Below are 19,219 nucleotides of genomic sequence, written 5' to 3'. Positions count from 1 at the left end.
TTCAGCATAGGTGACCGGGTTTCCGCCTCCTGTCAAACGACGAGGCCTGCCTCAGGCCGCAGAAAGGCCGCCCTGTGGCGCCGTTGCACTAACCCCCGAAGCGCGACTAGCTTCCCGCCATGACGAAGAGCGACCTGCCGCCGCCCCAGATTCCCGCCCAGCCCGCCGCCCCGACGCGGCGCGGGCGTCCCAAGAAGTCCAAGGCCGCCGCCGCCGGTGAGACCCGGGACGCCATCATGAACGCGGCCGAGGACCTGTTTTCCAAACACGGCTTCTATGGCGTCACCATCCGCGAGGTGGCGCGCGAGGCGGGCGTGGATACGGCGCTGGTCCACTATTATTTCGGAGCCAAGAAGGAGCTGTTCGACTCCGTCTTCAACCGCCGCGCCGAGGTGTGGAACAGCGAGCGCGTCGCCGCCGTCGACCGCTACGCCGAGGCCGCAGGCGACGCCATGACGCTGGAAGGCCTGCTGGAAGCCTTCCTGCGCCCGCCGTTCCAGTGGTCATTGAAAGGCGGGCCGGGTTGGAAGCACTACGCCGCTCTGGTGGCCCAGACCAACGCCAACCCCGCCTTCGGCGGCGAGACGATGGCCCGCTATTTCGACCCGGCGATCCGGCGCCTGCTTGAACTGGTCAAGCGCATCCTGCCCGAGGCGGACGAGGCGGACCTCTATTGGGCCTATCATAACCTGTCGGGCGCCCTGACCCTGACGCTGGGGGAAACGGGGCGGCTGGACCGCCTGTCCGGCGGGCTGTGCCGGTCAGGCGATCTGGACAGCGCATGCGACTACATGGTGCGCTTCGCCGCCGCCGGTTTCCGCGCCGTCTGCGGCCCGGCTCAGGACGATTAGAGCCAGCGTTTCTTGCGGAAGACGAAATAAGGCAGGGCCGCCGACAGGATCATCGCTCCGACCGCCGCCGGATAGCCGTACCGCCAGTGCAGTTCCGGCATGACGTCGAAGTTCATGCCGTAGATCGAGGCGATCAGCGTCGGCGGCAGCAGCGCTACGGCCGCGACCGAGAAAATCTTGATGATCTGGTTCTGCTCCAGATTGATCAGCCCCAGAGTCGCATCCATCAGGAACGTCACCTTGGACGACATGGAGACGCTGAGCTCGCTCAGCGCCATCGCGTCCCGTTGCAACAGGCGCACGGTCTGACGCGCCTCGCGGTCGGCCTTGTTGGCCGCCCGCGCGCCTGACACGGCCGCATGATAGGCCAGCAGCCGCTGCAGACTGGACAGGCTTTCGCGGATCAGGGCCAGGAAGTCGCCCGCCCGGCCGATGTCCCGGATCACCGCCTGAAGGTTGTGGCTCTCCATCGCCTTGGGGTCGCGCTTGCGGAAGATCATCCGCGAGATGGCGTCCAGCTCCAGTCCCTTGGTCTCCAGCGCGTCGGCGTAACGGTCGATGACGGCCTCGATCAGCCCCATCATGACGGCCTCGCCGCCCGCCAGCTTTTCGCCAGGTTTGTGGGTGGCGTGGGCGATGAAGGTCTGGAAGGAGCGCGGCTGGCCGTAGCTGACCGTCACCAGCCGCCCACCCTTCAGGATGAAGGTCACCGGCGTCTTGATCGGATCGTGGGTCTCCAGATCGGTGGCGACAGAGCCGATCATGAAGACGCCGCCGTCTTCGGCATACAGGCGGGCGGACGGTTCGACGTCGTCCATCTCATCTCGGCTGGGGATGTCGATGCCGGTCATGACCTCCAGCGCAGCCGCCTCCTCGGCGGTCGGAGAGACGAGATCGATCCAGCAGGCAGGGCCGTGATCCACGGCCGTATCAAGGCGCACGAGCCGATCGGCGCGCCAGTCATAGGCGTTCAGCATGGTTGCTTCCTTTCGCGAGGGCGCTCGCGCGGAAGCGAAAGCGTCCTCAGAGCGTCGAAGAAGTTGAAGACAGACTTCGGTCTTCGGGGTTCATCTGAGGGTTTCCAAAAAAGACGCCGCCCCACGACAGGCATCTGGACGGCGCAGGCGTCTTGACGCGTTCGCAAACCAGGGTCAACCGCCCGCCTTCTCCCGAGGCCAGCCGATGGCGGAGTGTGACCTTTCCGCCCAGTCGCCGCGAAACGCCGCCGCGCGCTCGAAACAATGCGGAACGCGCGGGCTTGCCTCAGCGGCCCGGCTTGCCCCTCGCCTCGCACCCACGTAAGTCGCAAGGCCATGACCCAGACGACCGCGACCGCCCCGCTGATCTGCCCCTCCATCCTGGCCAGCGACTTCTCCAGGCTGGGCGAGGAAATCCGCGCGCTTGAAGCGGCGGGCGCCGACTGGATTCACGTCGATGTCATGGACGGCCATTTCGTGCCCAACCTGACCATCGGCCCGGATGTGGTGAAGGCCCTGCGCCCGCACACGACCCTGCCGTTCGACGTGCACCTGATGGTCGCCCCGGTCGACAACTGGCTGGAGGCCTATCGCGCGGCGGGCGCCGACATCATGAGCGTCCATCCCGAAAGCGGCCCCCACGTCCACCGCACGCTCGGCCAGATCCGCCAGCTGGGGGCCAAGGCGGGCCTCGTCTTCAATCCGGCTACGCCGCTCAGCGTGCTGGAAGAGGCGGTCGAACTGGTCGACTTGGTGCTGATCATGTCGGTGAATCCCGGCTTCGGCGGTCAGAAATTCATCGAGACCTCGCTGAAAAAGATCGAGCGCGCCCGCGCCATCCTCGACCGCGTGGGATCGAAGGCGCACCTTCAGGTCGACGGCGGCGTGGTCGCCGCCAACGCCGGGGCCTGCGTCTCCGCCGGAGCCGATGCTCTGGTCGCCGGCTCCTTCGTCTTCAAGGGCGGGCCGGACGCCTATGCCGCCAACATCCAGGCCCTGAAGGCCGCCGCCGCGTGAGCCCTCTCGGCCCCTTCGCCCCGCGCGACAGCGACGTCCCCCTGGCCGAGGGGCACATCCCCGGCCTGAAGGGCGCCCCCATGCGGACCCCCGTGCGCGCCGCCTCGGGCGCGCGGCCGGATCCGCGCCTGTGGGCCTCGGTCGCCAAGGGACTGGTTGCGCGCCAGGCGTGGATCGAACTGTACGGCCTGCCCGGCTATGGCCTGACGCTGGGCGGTCCGACCGCCGAGGGCTTCGCCGTCAGCCCGCGCGACTTCCGCCCCCTGCCCGAGGAGGCGCCGCGCCCCCTGCTGTCGGGCAAGCTGACGCTGGCGGGCCTGAGCCTGGACGCCGGAACCCCGACCGAGCTGTGGAACAGTCCCACGCCGAGCCGCGCCTTTGCGGTCGAGCTTCACAGCTTCAACTGGCTGCCCGCCATGATGGCTCAGGGCGATCGCGGCGTGCGCGAAGTTCTGGCTCTGACGCTGGCCTGGAATGAGGTCTTCAGCCGCTGGTCGCCCTTCTCCTGGGATCCGGACATTCTGGCCCGCCGCGTCTATCACCTGGCCTGCGCCGGACGGCGGCTGGCGGGCGCGGCGACCGAGGTCGAACGCCTTCAGCTGACCGATATCCTGGCCCATCAGGCGCGCCAGCTGCTGCGCCCGCCCGGCGGGATCATGGGCCGGGCCGAGCGCCTGACCGCCGCCGCCGTCGCCGGCTGCGCCCTGACCGGCAAGACCGGCGCCGCCATCCGCAACCGGGCGCTGAAACGCCTGCCCGCCGCCCTGAGCGCCACGGTCGCGCCCGACGGCGGCCACGCCTCTCGCGCGCCGGAAATGGGGCTGGAGCTGCTGCTGGACCTGCTGACGCTGGACGACGCCCTGGCCCAGCTGTCCGAAGTCACGCCCGAGGCCGTCGCCGAATCCATATCGCGCCTGACCCTGGCCCTGCGCATCCAGACCCTGCCCGACCGGAAGCTGGCCGTGTTTCAGGGCGGCGGCCCCTCGACGCCCGAGCGCATCGCCGCCGCGCGCGCCCATGACGACGCCCCCGCCGCCCCGCCCAGCGGCGCCGTCGGCGGCCTGCTGCGCGTCTCCAGCCCCCTGCTGACCGTCATGGTCGATGTCGAGGCGCCCGCCCGCAACGCCTGGTCGGCCGCCGCCTGCGGCCAGCCCGCCGCGCTGGAGGTCGTCTGCGGCCGCGACCGCCTGTTCACCTCGGCCGGATGGACGCCGCGCGCCCTGGACCGCCAGGCCCTGCGCCTGACGCCCGGCGCCTCGACCCTGACGCTGGGCGAACAGCCGCTGGGCGAACCCCTGTCCGGCTGGAAGGGCGAACTGCTGGGCCCGCGCCTCGTCGGCCCCGCCCTGCACGTCACGCGCCAGCATCAGGAAGGCGACGGCGCCGTCTGGCTGGAGGTCGAGCACGACGGCTGGATGCCGCTGCATGGTCTGATGCACCAGCGTCGCCTCTATATCGACCAGCGTCTGGACGAGTTGCGCGCCGAGGAGCGGCTGCATCCGCCCGAAGGCCGCCCGGAAGCGACGCGCGCCATCGCCGCCCCCTACGCCCTGCGCTTCCAGCTCGAGCCGGGGGTGCAGGCCTCGCTGGCCCGCGACCGCCGCTCCATCCTGCTGCGCGGCCCGTCCGGTCGCGGCTGGTGGTTCCGCAGCGACGGCCCCGACGTGGCCATCGAACCCGCCGTCCACATCGACGAAGGCCTGACCCGTCGCAGCCTCCAGATCGTCGTCCGCGGCTCAGCCCGTACCGACGCCGAAACCAAGGTTCGCTGGAAGCTGAGCCCGGCAGGCGCGAGCGGCGATCCGGACTAAGGGCTGACGCCGCGTCCCGTTGGTGCTAGAGGCCCCGCCATCTCCCCGCCCCAGCCGTAAACGGACGCCGCCCATGCCCGCCGCTCCCGACTTTCCGCCCGCCCCGGACGCGATCAAACCCGTCCGCGCCCTGATCTCCCTGTCGGACAAGGCGGGGCTTGAGGACGCCGCGCGCACCCTGGCGGGGCTGGGCGTCGAACTGGTCTCGACCGGCGGCACCAAGGCGGCGATCGCGGGCTTCGGCCTGCCGGTCAAGGACGTGGCCGATCTGACCGGCTTCCCGGAAATGATGGACGGCCGGGTCAAGACCCTGCACCCGGTCGTGCACGGCGGCCTGCTGGGCGTGCGCAACGCCCCGGCCCACGCCGAGGCCATGACCACCCATAACATCGGTCCGATCGATATCGTCTGGATCGACCTCTATCCGTTCGAGAAGACGGTCGAGGACGGCGGCGGCTTTGAAGCGGCCATCGAGAACATCGACATCGGCGGCCCGGCCATGATCCGCTCGGGCAGCAAGAACCACGGCCACGTCGCCGTCGCCGTCGACGCGGAAAGCATCGGCCTGATCGTCGAGGCCCTGAAGGCCGACGGCTCGACCTCGCTGGCCCTGCGCAAGCAACTGGCCGCCCGCGCCTTTGCGCGCACCGCCGCCTATGACGCCGCCGTGTCCGGCTGGTTCGCCGCTCAGTTGGAAGACGCCGCCCCGGCGCGCAAGTCGATCGCCGGCTCGCTGGCCCAGACCCTGCGCTATGGCGAGAACCCGCACCAGACCGGCGCCTTTTACCGCACCGGCGAGAAGCGTCCGGGCGTGGCCTATGCGACCCAGATCCAGGGCAAGGAGCTGGGCTACAACAACATCGCCGACGCCGACGCCGCCTATGAACTGGTGGCCGAGTTCGAGGCCCCGGCCTGCGTCATCGTCAAGCACGCCAACCCCTGCGGCGTGGCCGTCGGCAAGGACCTGTCGGAAGCCTACGCCCGCGCGCTGGAATGCGACGCGGTGTCGGCCTTCGGCGGCGTCATCGCCGTCAACCGCCCGCTTACGGCTGAGGACGCCCGCGCCATCACCGGCATCTTCACCGAGGTCGTCATCGCTCCCGGCGCCGACGAAGAGGCCAAGGCCGTCTTCGCCGCCAAGAAGAACCTGCGCCTGCTTATCACCGACGGCCTGCCCGACCCGCACGGCACGGGCGAGGTCTTCCGCTCGGTGGCCGGCGGCTTCCTGGTCCAGTCGCGCGACCGCAGCCTGATCAAGCCGTCCGACCTGAAAATCGTCACGCGCCGTCAGCCGACGCCGACCGAGATCCAGGACATGCTGTTCGCCTTCACCGTGGCCAAGCACGTCAAGTCCAACGCCATCGTCTACGCCAAGGACGGCCAGACGGCGGGCATCGGCGCCGGCCAGATGAATCGCCGCGACAGCGCCCGCATCGCCGCCATCCGCGCCAAGGAAGCGGGCGAAGCCAAGGGTCTGGCCCATTCGCTGGCCGAAGGCTCAGCCTGCGCGTCCGAAGCCTTCTTCCCCTTCGCCGACGGCCTGCTGGAAGCCGTCGCCGCCGGGGCCACGGCGGTGATTCAGCCGGGCGGCTCGATCCGTGACGAGGAAGTCATCGCCGCCGCCGACGAACGCGGCATCGCCATGGCCTTCACCGGCGTTCGCGTCTTCAGGCACTGATAGACCGCTACCGCAGGCGGCGCGGCCGCCTGCTGCTTGAGCTGTTTTTTTGGACGCTAACGCAAGCCGCGCGGCGGCTCGCTGCTTGAGCGCAAGGAAAAGGGCGCTGCCGATCATCGGCAGCGCCCTTCTTCATGGCCGGTTTGAGCGCCGCCCATTCACCCCCTCTCATCCCGGCGGACGCCGGGACCCAGTGCTTTGGCTTCAACCGCCGCTCCCATGAGCAAAGCGTGAGACCGGCGCTCTTGCTGGATCCCGGCGTCCGCCGGGATGAGCGGGAGATTAAACATCAATCCTCAATGACCTCGTGCGACCCGGCGCGGCCCAGACGCCAGTAGCCGGCGACCTTCATCCATTTCGGGTTGAACGGCCGGGCCGACAGCAGGGCCGCGCGCATCGACCGCGCAACTGAGGATTCGCAGGCCACCCAGACATAGGCGTCGGCCGGGTCGATCCGTTTCGCCGCCGCCATCGCCGCCGCCGTCAGGGCCTCGGCGCGGCCGCGCGGGCCGCCGTTGCGATGCACCCAAACGATCTCGACGTTCGCCGGACTGGACATATCCAGCTCTCCGCCTGCGTCGTTCACCTCGATGCAGGCGATGGCGCGCGCGGTCGCGGGCAGCTCCTCCAGACGGCGCGCGATGGCGGGGATCGCCGCCTCGTCGCCGACCAGCAGGTGTTCGGCGAAGCTGGTCGGGATCAGGAAGGAGCCGCGCGGCCCGCCCAGGCCCAGTTCATCCCCCGGTCGCGCATCCTCGGCCCAGGCCGTGGCCGGACCGCCGTGACCGACCGCGAAGTCGATCGTCAGCCGCCGGTTGGCCGCATCGAAGGCGCGCGGCGTGTAGTCGCGCGCCACGGGCCGGGGCTCCGGGAACACCGGCCCGTCCGGCCCCAGCGTCGGCAGCACCAGCGCCTCGCCGCGCGGCGCCGGGAAGACCTTCACATGGTCGTCGAAGCCGGGGCTGAAGAAGCCTTCCAGCTCCTCGCCCGTCAGCACGATCCGCTTCAGCACCGGGGTCAGCTGCTCCACCGCCTCAACGCGGGCGCGGCGGAATTTCAGCTCATGCCGCACGCGGCGCGGTTGTCTCAACAGAGCGTTGCTCATGCCTGTCTCACCTTTTCGGCTGAGGCTTCGATCAGATCGGCGATGGCCTCGACCTGGGCCTCGCTGAGCGGCGGCTCCTGGGTCAGGCGGTCGTGGGTCGCCGCGCGGAAGGCCTCTATGGCCTGGGCGATCCGGGCCGGACGGTCGGCGCGGCCGCGCAGAACCTTCATCTTGCGCTCGGCATGCGCCAGGGCCTCGGCGTTCTCGACCAGCAGGCGGCGGCCTTCATCGGTGATGGCGTAGCGTTTCTTACCGCCCTCGGCGACGGCGCTCAGAGCGCCCATGTCTTCCAACAGCGTCAGGCTGGGGTAGATGACGCCGGGGCTGGGCGTATAGGCGCCGCCCATGCGCGCCTCGATGGCCTTGATCAGCTCATAGCCGTGACTGGGCTTGTCGGCGATCAGCGACAACAGCACCCAGCGCAGGGCGCCGTGCTCGAACATCCGGCCGCCGCCACGACGACCGTGGCCCTCGCCGCGCATCCGACCTTCGCCCATGCGTCGGCCTTCCGGACGCATCGTGCGGCCATGACCGCCGCCAAAGCCCCAGCCGCGCTCAAATCCGCGACCGCCGCCCTGACCCATGCCATGACCCATGCCATGACCCATGCCGTGGCCGCGCTTTCCGATCCCCTTGGATCCTCTCATCTAATATTCTCTCTCACTTAGATATATCGAACTTGCAAACAGATATATCTGAATGAGGGAAGCGCAAGACCCCTTTCCAGAAAAAAACGACGCCCTAAGTTGCGGGTATGGACACCATCGCCGCCCGCTGGGCCAAGCTTGAGCCCCATATCCAGGTCGTCGGGCCAGACGACGACCGGCCGCGTCCGACCGTCCTGCTGTTCCACGGCTGCGGCGGTCTTCGCGCCCACCTGCCGCGGTACGCCGAGGCGGCGAAGGCGACGGGATGGCGGGCGGTCATCGTCGATTCCTACGCTCCACGCGGCTGGAGCCGGGCCTTCACCCTGACCGCCGTCTGCACCGGCCTGGCGCTTCGGGGCTATGAGCGGGCGGGCGATGTGCTGGCGGCCATCCACGGGATTTCACAGAGATCGGACGTGGACGCCTCGCAGCTCGTCCTGGCCGGATGGAGCCACGGCGGCTGGTCGATCATGGAGATGATGAGCGAAACGCCCGCGCCCCGCCGCATGGGTGTAGTCGATCCCGGCGTCGTCGATCTGTCGGGCGTGAAGGCGGTGTGGCTGGCCTATAGCTATATCGGCGCCTGGGCGTTCAACCGGATGAAGCCGTGGCGACTGCATCCGCGCGTTTTCGCCCTGACGGCCGGGCGCGACCACCTGACCACGGTGCGCAACGCCGAGCGCGTCAACGCCATGATCCGCGCGGGCGGGGCCGAGGTGGAAAGCTGGGTCGTCGACGGCACCCACGCCTTTGACGAACCGACCAACAACGGGCCGATGCGCCATCATCCCGAACTGGCCGAAGAGGCCCTGCGCCGCTTCACGGCCTTCCTGAATGAAACCGCGCAGACGGAAGCGACGCCAGAAGCCTGATGAATCTCTGAAGTCTGACTGAAGCCCGCCGCGTCAACGCGGCTCGATCCTCACCTCGGCGCGGATCGAATTGGCGATGTAGCAGATCTCGTGGGCGCGATGGTGCAGGTCGGCGATGGCCGCCGCGTCCGGCCGCTTGTCGCCCGACCACGCGACGACGGGGCGCAGGACGATGTCCGTGATCGACATCTTGCCGCGCTCGTCCTTGCCCAGCGTTCCTTCCGCCTCATCGCGATAGGAATCGACCACAAAGCCGTCCTTACGGGCGTAGGCCAGGAAGAACAGCATGTGGCAGCTGGACAGGGCGGCGACCAGCGCCTCTTCCGGGTCCACCCCGCCTCTTCCGACAGGGGCGGCGGGATCATGGGCGAAGGCGCAGACGATCCCCGCACCACCGCGCCGCCGTCAAAGCGCCAGTCATGGCCGCGGCCGTATTTGTTGTCGCTGAAGGGCTGATCGCCCCGGTTCCATTCGACGACGGCGACATGCTGGCTCATGACGGGCTCCAAGACTGAAGGTCGAAGCTAAGCTAGGCGCCCGGTTCAGCTTGCGCCAGATCGCCTTGGGTCAGATCGCCTCTGGTCAACATCCGCATCTGCATCGACGCACGAATGGTGAAGCCCAGCGAATGGTACAGGGTGATGGCCCCGGCGTTGTCCGCATAGGAGTGCAGGAAGGCCGTTTCGCCGCGCGCCAGGATACGCTCGATCACCGCCCGCATCAGGGCCCCGGCGTAACCGCGGCCGCGCGCGTCGGGGTGGGCGCAGACGCCGGACACCTCGGTGAAGCCGTCGGGCTTCAGCCGCTCGCCCGCCATCGCCAGCAGCCGACCGTCCTGCTTGACCCCAAAGAAGTCGCCCAGCCGGTGCGTCCGCTCGAAGAAAGGCCCCGGCTCGGTCAGGGTCGCCAGCGCCAGCATGGCGGCGGCGTCGGCCTCACCCAGCGGTTCGATGGCGATATCACGCGGCTTGGCTGGCGCCAGATCAACCAGCACCATCTGCGACAACACCGCCTCCTTCAGCACCGTCAGGCCGGGCGGGACAGGCGTCCGCGCCGCCTCGACCGTGGCCAGCATCCCCTCTGGTTGCTCCAACGCGGAAAGGGCCGCCAGGCTTTGCGGCGACGGATCAACCGCCGCTGCAAAGACGCCATAGCCCGGCGCCAGGCGCAGCGCCCCGCCTGCGCCCACGGCCAGCGGCGCCTGACGCGCAGACGTCAGGGCGCTCCAGACCGGCCGGTCGAGCGGATGGGTCATCGCCGCTTCTTCCCGATCAGCCCTGCCAGAAGCCGACGATCTTCTTGACCTCGGCGATGGTCGGTTCGGCGATCTCGCGCGCCTTTTCGGCGCCGGCGGCCAGGGCGCGGTCGATCTCGGCCGGGTCGTTCATCAGGCGGCGCATCTCGGCCGTGACATTGGCCATGGACGACACGGCCAGTTCGGCCAGCTTGGGCTTGAAGGCGCCGAAGCCCTGCCCCGCGAACTCGGCCAGAACGGCCTCGCGCGTGGTGTCGGCCAGGGCGGCGTAGATGGCGACCAGGTTCTTGGCCTCGGGCCGACCTTCCAGACCCTCAAGCGTTTCCGGCAGGGGCTCCATGTCGGTCTTGGCCTTGCGGATCTTGTTGGCGATGGCGTCCGCGTCGTCGGTCAGATTGATGCGCGACAGGTCCGACGGGTCGGACTTGGACATTTTGGCCGCGCCGTCGCGCAGGGACATCACCCGCGTCGCCGGCCCCTGGATCAGCGGCTCGGGCAGGGGGAAATAGCCGGGCGTCCCGAAGTCGTTGTTGAACTTCTGAGCGATGTCGCGGGTCAGCTCCAGATGCTGTTTCTGGTCCTCGCCGACCGGCACCTCGGTCGCCTTGTAGAGCAGGATGTCCGCCGCCTGCAGCACCGGATAGGTGTAGAGGCCGACGCTGGAGCGTTCCTTGTGCTTGCCCGACTTCTCCTTGAACTGGGTCATCCGGTCGAGCCAGCCGAGACGGCCGACGCAGTTGAAGATCCAGGCCAGCTCGGCGTGGGCGGGCACCGCCGATTGCGGAAAGATGACGGCCTTGGCCGGGTCCAGGCCCGAGGCCAGATAGGCCGCCGCGATCTCGCGCGTCTGGGCGGCCAGCTTCTCGGGCTCCTGCCACACGGTGATGGCGTGCATGTCGGCGACGAAGACGAACAGGGGCGCGCCCGTCTCCTGAAGCTCAGTGAAGCGCTTCAGCGCGCCCAGATAGTTGCCCAGGTGCAGGGCGCCCGAGGCCTGGATGCCGGACAGGATGCGGCGCGGGCCGGTGTATTGGGCCGGGGTCTGGTCAGTCATGATAGCGAATCTCGGAAGTCGAAAGGCGAATGTCGGCGCACGGTTTCGCGTGCGAAAGGCGGGCGTGCGGAAGCCCGGGGCGGCGGATCAGCCGCGCCATCGTCCGTGAGCGAGAAATCGTCCCGAAAGCGCCATGCCCTCGCGCTTATCGGTTCGGGCCGCGAAGGGCAACACTCCTGCGGCGGTTCGCGCGTCGCCGCGATCGCGGAACGATGTTAGCCTCCTCTTCCATCGTCATGGAGGGAAGGACATGGACGAGTTCGAAGTCGCCCCGCCCGAGAGCTTCGACTCTCGCCAGGCGCTGACGCGGATGCTGGCGCTGCTGCGTCACCTGATCGACATGATCGCCGAGTTCAGGGAGACGCTGATTCTGACCAGCGGCGGCGACCCCGCCGACCCGGTGCTGGATGACGCTTTCCTCGCGGCCAGACTTTTGGCGCTGGAGGATGTCGACGCCCTGATCGCCATGGTCGGCGACGCGGACTTCTCGGCCCCCGCCATGGTCGAGCACCGCCTTCAGGGCGAGGCGCTGCGCTTCAAGATGCTGGCGATCCTGGCGGCCTATCGCCTGGTCGTCGCCGCCCAGCCTAGCCGGAATCCGGGCATGAGCCGAGGCTGGTCCCTCTATCGCCGCGCCCTGCGCGCGACGCTGGCGGCCATCGACGGTCCGCTGGAGTCCCTTACGGCGGCGCTCGGCGCCAAACAGGGGCTGGTGGAGTTCAAGAAGGCGCTGGAGGTTCTGCTAGACCTATGACCGGGCCGAGCGTCGAACCAGGCCCTTGACCTCGGCCACAGTCACGGCGCGGGTCAGGAAGGCGAGCGCGACATAGGCCAGACCGCCCGCCGCCACGACCAGCAGCAGGGTGATCTCCTTGGCGCCGTGGCTCGAACCCGCCATCGCCAGCAGGTCCGCGACCGGCGCCTGCAGCATGGGCCGCGCCCACGACGCCGCGCCAACCACCGCCGCCAGACCCGCGCTGGACAGGGCGATGCGACCCAGACGCCAGATGGCGCGCGGGCTGGGTCGGTAGTGCTCGCGCCGCCACAGGGTCGCGCCCAGAAGCAGGACATTGGTCCAGGCCGATGCGCTGACCGCCGCCGCAATGCCGGACACCCCCATGCCAAGGTTGAACAGGCCGATGGCCAGCACGGCGTTCACCGCCACCGAGATCAGGGCGAAGACCATCGGTCGTCGCGTATCGCCGCGCGCGAAGAAGGCCGGGGCCAGGATGCGGATCAGGACGAAGGCGGGCACGCCCCAGCCGAAATGCAGCAGGGCATGAGCCGTGTTGACGGCGTCCACCTGCAGGAAGGCGCCGCGCGTGAACAGGGCGTCGATCAGGAAGTAGGGCATGGCCATCAGGGCCGCCGCCGCCGGCAGGGTCAGTGCCATGGACAGGATCAGCGCCTCGTCCATCGACGCCTGCTGCTGGCCGTGATCCTGAGACGCCACCGCCGCTGACAGCTTGGGCAGAAGGGCGATGCCGATCGCCACCCCGACCAGACCCAGCGGCAGCTGATACAGCCGGTCCGCCGTCGCCAGCCAGGTGCGCCCGCCGTTCACGAAGCTGGACAGGTTGCCGGAGATGAAGACGTTGATCTGGGTCGCGCTGTTGCCGATAGCGGCCGGGATGGCGGTGATGATGATGGCCTTCACCGCCGGGGTCATCTTCGGCAGGCTGAGGCGGATGTTCGCCCCTGCCCGGCGCGCCGCCCACCAGCACAGGCCCGCCTGGGCTATCCCTGCGACCAGCACCGCCCATGAGGCGGCGTAGGCGGCCTGGATCTGGTCGCCCTTCACCGGGATGACGGCGGCCAGCATGATCAGGTTCAGCAGGATCGGATAGGCGCCCGAGACGATGAAGCGTCCCCGTGCGTTCAGCACCCCGCTGAGCAGGGCGGCGATCGCCATACAGGGCAGATAGGGCATGGTGATCTGGGTCAGGATCACCGCCAGCTTGAACCGCGCCGGATCGTCCAGGAAGCCGATGTTGATGACCGTCATCAGCCACGGCATGGCCAGCTGGGCGACAAGGGTCAGGGCCACGGTGACGGCGGCCACGGCGGCCAGGGCGTCGGTCGCCACCCTGTCCGCCGCCGCCTCGCCTTCGCTCTTCAGCGTCTTGGCGTAGGCGGGCACGAAGGCGGCGGCGAAGGCCCCTTCGGCGAAGATGCGCCGGAACAGATTGGGGAAGTTCAGCGCCGTGTAATAGGCGTCGGCCGCCGGTCCCGCCGAGGCGCCCAGCGCCGCCGTGATGACCAGATCGCGCGCAAACCCGGCCAGACGGCTGAGAAGGGTCATGGCGCTGAAAATGGCCGAGGAGCGCGCCACCCCGCCGGCCGTGGGCTTGGCCGTCGCGGCGGAAGCGGGCGGCTGGACCACCGGCTCGACCGTGGCGTTCGCTGCTGAGATCGGCGCGGCCGGTTCGATGGGATCGGTCTTGTCGTTCACGGCTGTTCCTGCGCTCGGTCCCGAAACGCCTTAGCGCGCCTGCGGGCCGCTGGATACGGGCGAGCGGCCCAGCGTGCCTTCCAGATCCGAAACGTCGCGCACGCTGGCGCGCACGGGGGTGATGCTGCGCCCGGCAGGGCCTTGAGGCGCGCGATCCAGCACCTCCAGCAAATCCGCCTTCAGCGCCTCCAGCTTCGCCTTGCTCTTGGGCTTCCGGCCGTCCACGTCGGTGATGTAGAAGCCGTCCACCGCCCGCTCGCCGAAGCTGGCGACGTGCGCCGAGCGGGTCGAATAACCGTGCGTCGAAATGGTCCGCGCCAGATCGGCCAGCAGACCGGGCCGGTCGGCGCCCGAGACCTCGATCACCACGGCGCTGGTCCCGGTATCGGCGTCGATCCGCACCACCGGCCGCACATCAAAGACGGCGCGGCGGGCGCTGACGCGCGGCGCCTGCATGGCCGAGGTCCGCGCGCCCTTCAGAACCGCCCGCTCCATCGCCTTGACCAGAATGGCCAGCCGTCGCGGCTCGCGCCCACCGTAAGGTTCGCCCGCCCCGTCCTGAATCTCGAACACGTCCAGCGCCATGCCGTCGTCGGCCGTGGCCAGCCGCGCGCCCACCACGTCTGCGCCCGCCAGCGACAGGGTCGCGGCCAGATCGGCGAACAGACCCGACCGGTCGCGCGCCGCCACGGCCACGCGGGCCGTCGATTCCAGCGGCCCCTCGGCGGCCAGGGCCTCGACCGCCGCCCCCTCGCGCCGCGCGCGCTCGACCAGGGCCGGGTGGTCGGCCAGAGGATCTTCGCGCGTCACGGCGTCGCCCCGGAACAAGGCCTCGGTCGCCTCGAACAGGGCGCGCATCAACTGCCCCTTCCAGCCGTTCCAAACGCCCGGCCCCACGGCGCGGATGTCGGCCACGGTCAGCACCATCAGCATCCGCAGACGTTCCGGGTCGCCGACCGCCTCGGCGAAGGCGCGCACGGTCGAGGGGTCGGACACGTCGCGCTTCTGGGCGTAGTCGCTCATCAGCAGGTGGTGGCGCACCAGCCAGACGACCAACTCGATCCGGCGCGGATCGACGCCCAGCCGCTCGCACGCCCGGCGCGCGGCGATGGCGCCGTCCTCCAGCTGTCCCCGGTCGCCGCCCTTGCCCACGTCGTGCAACAGCATGGCCAGCATCAGGGCCTCGATATCGGCGATGCGCGGCACGATGGCGGTCGAGGCCGGATGGTCCGCCTTCAGCTTGCCGCGCGCGATATCGTTGATGATCCCCACCGCCTGCAGCGTGTGCTCGTCCACCGTATAGGCGTGGTACATGTTGAACTGGGTCTGGCCGACGATCCGCCCCCATTCGGGCAGGAAGCGGCCCAACAGCCCCGTCTCGTTCATGATCGACAGGACGCGATAGGGCCGCTGCCCGTGCGCCAACACCTTCAGGAAGGCATCGGCCCCGCGGGGGTCGCGCCGCAGAGCGGGCGTCACCAGCGTCAGGGAGCGGATCACGGCGGCGAAGGCGTCAGGGTGCAGGTCCAGATCCAGCCGATCCGCTTCGACGAAGAGCAGCAGCAGACGCACCGGATCGCGCGCGAAAACGTTGGCCCCGGTGACGGTCAGCCGCCCCTCCTCCACCGCCAGCCCATCGAAGGCCAGCTTGATGCGTCGGCGGCGGATCAGCCGCGACAGGCCGCGCGCCAGCCCTTCGGCCTTCTTCTGCTGGCGCGCCTCCAGCTGGGCCGAGACGGCGCGGGTCAGGGCGCCGACCTCGCGCGCGACCTGGAAATAGCGGCGCATGAAACGCTCGACCGCCAGTTCGTCGCCACGCCCGCGCCAGCCCATGCGCCGGGCGATCTCGGGCTGGAAATCGAAGGTCAGCTTCTCCTCGGCCCGCCCGGCGACCAGATGCAGCAGGACGCGCACCCGCCACAGGAAGCCGATGGCCTCGCGGAAGCTGCGCAGCTCGCGTGCGGTCAACAGGCCCTCCAGCGCCGCCTGTCCCCGCTCGCTGTCCGGGGCCAGCGAGCGGGCGATCCAGAACAGGGTGTTGAGGTCGCGCAGCCCGCCCTTGCCGTCCTTGACGTTCGGCTCGACGCGATAGCGGACGGCGCCTGTCTTCTGCAGGCGCACGTCGCGCTCAGCCATCTTGGCGGCGATGAAGGGGCGCGGATCGGCGCGAGCGACGGCGCTGCGGAAACGCTTCAGCAGGCTTTCGCCGAGCCCGACGTCCCCCGTCAGCACCCTCGCTTCCAGCAGGGTGGTGCGCACCGTCATGTCGTCGCGCGCCAGCGCCAGAGTCTCGCCGATGGAGCGGAAGGCCGACCCGACCTTCAGCCCCAGATCCCACAGGACGTAGTGGACGAACTCCACCACCGCCTGCGCACGCGGGCTGATCGCCTGCCCCGGCCGCAGGAACAACAGGTCGAGGTCCGAAAACGGCGCCAGCACCCCGCGCCCATAACCGCCGACCGCCAGCAGACTAAGTCGCTCTTCCGGGGCCGGATGGACCTGTTCGGTCGCGAAGCGCCATAGGGTCGACAGCAGGGCGTCAGCCGCCTCGGCGTACAGGCGTGCGGCCTCTGCGCCGTCGGTGGCGCTCTCGGCCCGGCGGGCGGCTCGGGCGCGGTCAGCGTTGAAGCTTTCGCGCAAGGCGGCGGTGACGGCGGCGCGCGGGTCCGGCGCCGAGGCGGCGTCAAGAATGGCGGACGGGAGCGGAGGCGGTGAGATCACGGCGACGACCATAGCACGCCCTTTTCTTCCCGCTCATCCCGGCGTCTTCAGCTCTTCGCCATCCCCTTCAGCCGATACAGCGCCTCCAGCGCCTCGCGCGGGGTCAGGTCGTCGGGGTCGATGGCGGCGACGGCCTCGTCCAGCATGGACTTCATCGGCGCCGGGGGCGGTTCGGCGGCGGCGGCGAACAGCGGCAGGTCGTCCAGACGGGCGGTCGCCGCCTTTTCATTCTCCAGCCGCTCCAGCACCTCGCGGGCGCGGCCGACAACGGCGGTCGGCACCCCGGCCAGACGCGCCACCTGCACGCCGTAGGAGCGGTCCGCCGCGCCGGGCGCCGCCTCATGCAGGAAGACCAGTTCGCCGTTCCACTCGCGCGCCTTCATCGACAGGTTGCAGACGTGGTCCAGCCGTTCCTCGAGCTGGGCCAGCTCATGATAGTGGGTGGCGAACAGGGTCCGCGCGCGGTTGGTCTCGTGCAGGGCCTCGGCCGTGGCCCAGGCGATGGCGAGGCCGTCATAGGTGGCGGTGCCGCGCCCGATCTCGTCCAGCACGACGAAGCTGCGCCCGGTCGCCTGCGTCAGGATGGCGGCCGTCTCGACCATCTCCATCATGAAGGTGGAGCGGCCGCGCGCCAGATCGTCTCCGGCGCCGACGCGACTGAACAGACGGTCGACCACGCCCAGCTTCATCGACCGCGCCGGCACGAAGGCGCCGGCCTGCGCCAGCACCACCAGAAGCGCGTTCTGGCGCAGGAAGGTCGACTTACCCGCCATGTTCGGGCCGGTGACGATGGACAGGCGCGAGGCCCCGACGCCGTCGCCCGCCAGTCGGCAGTTGTTGGGGGTATAGGGCAGGCCCTGCGCCTTCACCGCCGCCTCGACCACCGGGTGGCGGCCCGCCTCGACGGCGAAACAAAGGCTGTCGTCGACGCTGGGGCGCACGGCCCCGACCTCTTCGGCCCATTCGGCCAAGGCGGCGTGCGCGTCCAGTTCGGCCAGCGCCTCGGCCACGCCCTGCAACGGCCCGGCCAGACGCGCCACCTCGCGGCGCCAGCCCTCGAAGGTCTCGGCCTCGATGGCCAGGGCGCGGTGCCCGGCCTGGCTGATTTTCGCGTCCAGCTCAGACAGTTCGACGGTGGTGAAGCGCACCTGATTGGCCAGGGTCTGGCGGTGGATGAAGGGGCTGTCCGGTCCCGCGCGCAACAGGGGTTCGGCCGCCTTGGCGCTGGCTTCAAGGAAGTAGCCGAGGACGGCGTTGTGGCGGACCTTGAAGGCGACGCCGCTGTCGGCGACCGCCTTGGCTTCCAGTTCAGCGATGATCTTGCGGCTGTCGTCGCGCAGGGTGCGGGCGGCGTCCAGTTCGGGCCGGTGGCCGGGGTTCACATAGCCGCCGTCGCGCGCCAGATGCGGCGGCTCGTCCATCAGGCCATCGGTCAGTTCGGCCAGCAGGTGCGACAGGTCGCCCTCAAGCGCCAGTTGGTCCAGACAGGCCGTCACCCGCGCGGGCGGCCCGGCCAGCGGATCATTGGCCGAGGCGGCGAACAGGGCGCTGAGACCCTGCGCCGTCTTCAACCCCGAACGGATCGCCGCCAGATCGCGCGGCCCGCCGCGCCCCAGCGCCAGACGCGAGGTCGCCCGCGCCACATCAGCCGAGGCGCGCAAGGCGTCGCGCAGGTCGCGTCGCAGATCGCGTCGCTCAAGCAACCATTCCACCGCGTCCAGCCCGGCGTTGATCGCCGCCGGATCGCGCAGGGGTCGCGAGACGCGCTCAGCCAGCGCCCGCGCCCCCCCCGAGGTCACGGTGCGGTCGATGGCGTGAAGCAGGGAGCCGTCGCGTTCTCCACGTTGGGTGCGGTCGATCTCGAGGCTGAGACGAGTCGCGGGATCGATGGCCAGAAAGCCGCTCTCGCCCGACCGGCGCGGCGGGGTCAGGGCGGGAATCCTGCCCGCCTGCGTCGTCTCCAGATAGGCGGCGATCAGGCCCAGAGCCGAAATCTCGGCCTCTTCAAAGGCGCCGAAACCGTCCAACGCCGAGACGCCGTAAAGCCGCTGCACCCTATCCTTCGCTCCGACCGGCTCGGCCAGAGCCTGAGGCATGGCCTGAACCACCCCGCCCGAGCCGTCCAGCGCGCCCTTCATCGTCTCGTCCGAGAACAGGCGGTCGGGAACCAGCACCTCTGACGGGCGGAACGCCGCCAGCGCCGCGCCCAGATCCGACAGGTCGCAGGCGACCGAATCCACCACGCCCGCCGACAGCTCGACCACCGCCACGGCGGCCCTTCCTTTACGGATCGCCACGGCCGCCAGACGGTTGGCGCCGCGCGCGTCCAGCAGCGCATCCTCGGTCAGGGTGCCGGGCGTCACCACCCGCACGATGTCGCGGTGGACCACGGCCTTGGAGCCGCGCTTCTTGGCCTCGGCCGGGTCTTCCAGCTGTTCGCAGACGGCGACCTTGAAGCCCTGACGGATCAGTCGCGCCAGATAGCCGTCCATGGCATGGACCGGCACCCCGGCCATGGGAATGTCCTCGCCCTGATGCTTGCCGCGTTTGGTCAGGGCGATGCCCAGCGCCGCAGCCGCCTTCTGCGCGTCCTCGAAGAACAGCTCGTAGAAGTCGCCCATGCGGAAGAACAGCATGGCGTCCGGCTGGCCGGCCTTGACCGACAGATACTGGGCCATGACCGGCGTGGTGCCAGCGTCGGGCTTGGCGTCCGGCTTGAGGTCGGTTTTGGCCAAGGTCTGGGGCGGATGGGAAAGCGGCGCGTTCATCTGGTCCGCAG

15 protein-coding genes are annotated in these 19,219 nt (G+C 69.7%); 6 read left to right on the top strand and 9 right to left on the bottom strand.

What is annotated here, in order from left to right; genetic code table 11:
• Positions 1 to 119 precede the first annotated feature (119 nt).
• Complete coding sequence (locus H556_RS0111015) at positions 120 to 851, top strand: TetR/AcrR family transcriptional regulator (protein ID WP_024354478.1); 732 nt, start codon at positions 120 to 122, stop codon at positions 849 to 851.
• On the opposite strand, the gene H556_RS0111010 is transcribed toward H556_RS0111015, so the two are convergent.
• Positions 848 to 1,828, bottom strand: a complete 981-nt coding sequence (locus H556_RS0111010) for a magnesium transporter CorA family protein (RefSeq protein ID WP_024354477.1) — start codon at positions 1,826 to 1,828, stop codon at positions 848 to 850. The genes H556_RS0111015 and H556_RS0111010 overlap by 4 nt on opposite strands.
• A gap of 336 nt (positions 1,829 to 2,164) precedes the next feature.
• Here H556_RS0111010 and rpe point away from each other — a divergent pair, with 336 nt between their 5' ends.
• From rpe to purH, 3 genes are all read left to right on the top strand, one after another.
• Positions 2,165 to 2,845 carry a ribulose-phosphate 3-epimerase gene (gene rpe / locus H556_RS0111005; RefSeq protein WP_024354476.1) on the top strand — a complete coding sequence of 227 codons (681 nt, stop codon included), beginning with the start codon at positions 2,165 to 2,167 and terminating at the stop codon, positions 2,843 to 2,845.
• On the top strand, positions 2,842 to 4,656 hold the full coding sequence (locus tag H556_RS0111000) for a heparinase II/III family protein (RefSeq protein WP_024354475.1): 1,815 nt from the start codon (positions 2,842 to 2,844) through the stop codon (positions 4,654 to 4,656). Before rpe ends, H556_RS0111000 begins: the two co-directional genes overlap by 4 nt.
• 73 nt (positions 4,657 to 4,729) lie before the next feature.
• Complete coding sequence (gene purH, locus H556_RS0110995) at positions 4,730 to 6,334, top strand: bifunctional phosphoribosylaminoimidazolecarboxamide formyltransferase/IMP cyclohydrolase (protein ID WP_024354474.1); 1,605 nt, start codon at positions 4,730 to 4,732, stop codon at positions 6,332 to 6,334.
• Positions 6,335 to 6,623: 289 nt separating this feature from the next.
• Here purH and H556_RS0110985 read toward each other — a convergent pair whose 3' ends face one another.
• Both H556_RS0110985 and H556_RS15720 read right to left on the bottom strand, forming a co-directional pair.
• On the bottom strand, positions 6,624 to 7,439 hold the full coding sequence (locus H556_RS0110985; protein ID WP_024354473.1) for a siderophore-interacting protein: 816 nt from the start codon (positions 7,437 to 7,439) through the stop codon (positions 6,624 to 6,626).
• On the bottom strand, positions 7,436 to 8,086 hold the full coding sequence (locus H556_RS15720; RefSeq protein ID WP_029673541.1) for a PadR family transcriptional regulator: 651 nt from the start codon (positions 8,084 to 8,086) through the stop codon (positions 7,436 to 7,438). The genes H556_RS0110985 and H556_RS15720 overlap by 4 nt, the downstream gene beginning before the upstream one ends.
• Positions 8,087 to 8,193: 107 nt before the next feature.
• On the opposite strand from H556_RS15720, the gene H556_RS0110975 reads away from it, so the two are divergent.
• Complete coding sequence (locus tag H556_RS0110975) at positions 8,194 to 8,958, top strand: dienelactone hydrolase family protein (protein ID WP_024354471.1); 765 nt, start codon at positions 8,194 to 8,196, stop codon at positions 8,956 to 8,958.
• Between the two features lie 33 nt (positions 8,959 to 8,991).
• Here the strand turns inward: H556_RS0110975 and H556_RS16700 are convergent, their stop codons facing one another.
• The 3 genes from H556_RS16700 to trpS all read right to left on the bottom strand — a co-directional run bounded on the left by H556_RS16700 (position 8,992) and on the right by trpS (position 11,267).
• Positions 8,992 to 9,291 carry an OsmC family protein gene (locus H556_RS16700; protein WP_245559469.1) on the bottom strand — a complete coding sequence of 100 codons (300 nt, stop codon included), beginning with the start codon at positions 9,289 to 9,291 and terminating at the stop codon, positions 8,992 to 8,994.
• A 196-nt stretch (positions 9,292 to 9,487) separates the two neighbouring features.
• On the bottom strand, positions 9,488 to 10,213 hold the full coding sequence (locus tag H556_RS0110965) for a GNAT family N-acetyltransferase (protein ID WP_024354470.1): 726 nt from the start codon (positions 10,211 to 10,213) through the stop codon (positions 9,488 to 9,490).
• Between the two features lie 16 nt (positions 10,214 to 10,229).
• On the bottom strand, positions 10,230 to 11,267 hold the full coding sequence (gene trpS / locus H556_RS0110960) for a tryptophan--tRNA ligase (RefSeq protein ID WP_024354469.1): 1,038 nt from the start codon (positions 11,265 to 11,267) through the stop codon (positions 10,230 to 10,232).
• 250 nt (positions 11,268 to 11,517) lie between these two features.
• Here trpS and H556_RS0110955 point away from each other — a divergent pair, with 250 nt between their 5' ends.
• Positions 11,518 to 12,021 carry a hypothetical protein gene (locus H556_RS0110955; protein ID WP_024354468.1) on the top strand — a complete coding sequence of 168 codons (504 nt, stop codon included), beginning with the start codon at positions 11,518 to 11,520 and terminating at the stop codon, positions 12,019 to 12,021.
• Here H556_RS0110955 and murJ read toward each other — a convergent pair.
• The 3 genes from murJ to mutS are packed head-to-tail and all read right to left on the bottom strand — an operon-like array spanning position 12,016 to position 19,208.
• Positions 12,016 to 13,719: a murein biosynthesis integral membrane protein MurJ gene (murJ, locus tag H556_RS0110950; RefSeq protein ID WP_024354467.1), complete on the bottom strand. Its 1,704-nt coding sequence runs from the start codon at positions 13,717 to 13,719 to the stop codon at positions 12,016 to 12,018. The genes H556_RS0110955 and murJ overlap by 6 nt on opposite strands.
• Positions 13,720 to 13,749: 30 nt before the next feature.
• On the bottom strand, positions 13,750 to 16,452 hold the full coding sequence (gene glnD / locus H556_RS0110945; protein WP_051130263.1) for a [protein-PII] uridylyltransferase: 2,703 nt from the start codon (positions 16,450 to 16,452) through the stop codon (positions 13,750 to 13,752).
• Between the two features lie 35 nt (positions 16,453 to 16,487).
• Positions 16,488 to 19,208: a DNA mismatch repair protein MutS gene (gene mutS, locus H556_RS0110940; RefSeq protein WP_024354465.1), complete on the bottom strand. Its 2,721-nt coding sequence runs from the start codon at positions 19,206 to 19,208 to the stop codon at positions 16,488 to 16,490.
• Positions 19,209 to 19,219: the final 11 nt, after the last annotated feature.

Source organism: Brevundimonas naejangsanensis DSM 23858 (assembly GCF_000421705.1).
In the GTDB taxonomy this organism is placed as follows: Bacteria; Pseudomonadota; Alphaproteobacteria; order Caulobacterales; family Caulobacteraceae; genus Brevundimonas; species Brevundimonas naejangsanensis.
Note: the sequence above shows the minus strand (reverse complement) of the source record. Positions and strands in the feature narration are given on the sequence as shown.

What these genes read in the sequence shown, in the direction of transcription:
- H556_RS0111010 (WP_024354477.1), bottom strand. Translation starts at nt 1,828, where the DNA reads ATGCTGAACGCCTATGACTGGCGCGCCGATCGGCTCGTGCGCCTTGAT.
- purH (WP_024354474.1), top strand. Translation starts at nt 4,730, where the DNA reads ATGCCCGCCGCTCCCGACTTTCCGCCCGCCCCGGACGCGATCAAACCC.
- H556_RS0110965 (WP_024354470.1), bottom strand. Translation starts at nt 10,213, where the DNA reads ATGACCCATCCGCTCGACCGGCCGGTCTGGAGCGCCCTGACGTCTGCG.
- mutS (WP_024354465.1), bottom strand. Translation starts at nt 19,208, where the DNA reads ATGAACGCGCCGCTTTCCCATCCGCCCCAGACCTTGGCCAAAACCGAC.
- rpe (WP_024354476.1), top strand. Translation starts at nt 2,165, where the DNA reads ATGACCCAGACGACCGCGACCGCCCCGCTGATCTGCCCCTCCATCCTG.
- trpS (WP_024354469.1), bottom strand. Translation starts at nt 11,267, where the DNA reads ATGACTGACCAGACCCCGGCCCAATACACCGGCCCGCGCCGCATCCTG.
- H556_RS0110975 (WP_024354471.1), top strand. Translation starts at nt 8,194, where the DNA reads ATGGACACCATCGCCGCCCGCTGGGCCAAGCTTGAGCCCCATATCCAG.
- glnD (WP_051130263.1), bottom strand. Translation starts at nt 16,452, where the DNA reads ATGGTCGTCGCCGTGATCTCACCGCCTCCGCTCCCGTCCGCCATTCTT.
- H556_RS0111015 (WP_024354478.1), top strand. Translation starts at nt 120, where the DNA reads ATGACGAAGAGCGACCTGCCGCCGCCCCAGATTCCCGCCCAGCCCGCC.
- H556_RS0110955 (WP_024354468.1), top strand. Translation starts at nt 11,518, where the DNA reads ATGGACGAGTTCGAAGTCGCCCCGCCCGAGAGCTTCGACTCTCGCCAG.
- H556_RS15720 (WP_029673541.1), bottom strand. Translation starts at nt 8,086, where the DNA reads ATGAGAGGATCCAAGGGGATCGGAAAGCGCGGCCACGGCATGGGTCAT.
- H556_RS0110985 (WP_024354473.1), bottom strand. Translation starts at nt 7,439, where the DNA reads ATGAGCAACGCTCTGTTGAGACAACCGCGCCGCGTGCGGCATGAGCTG.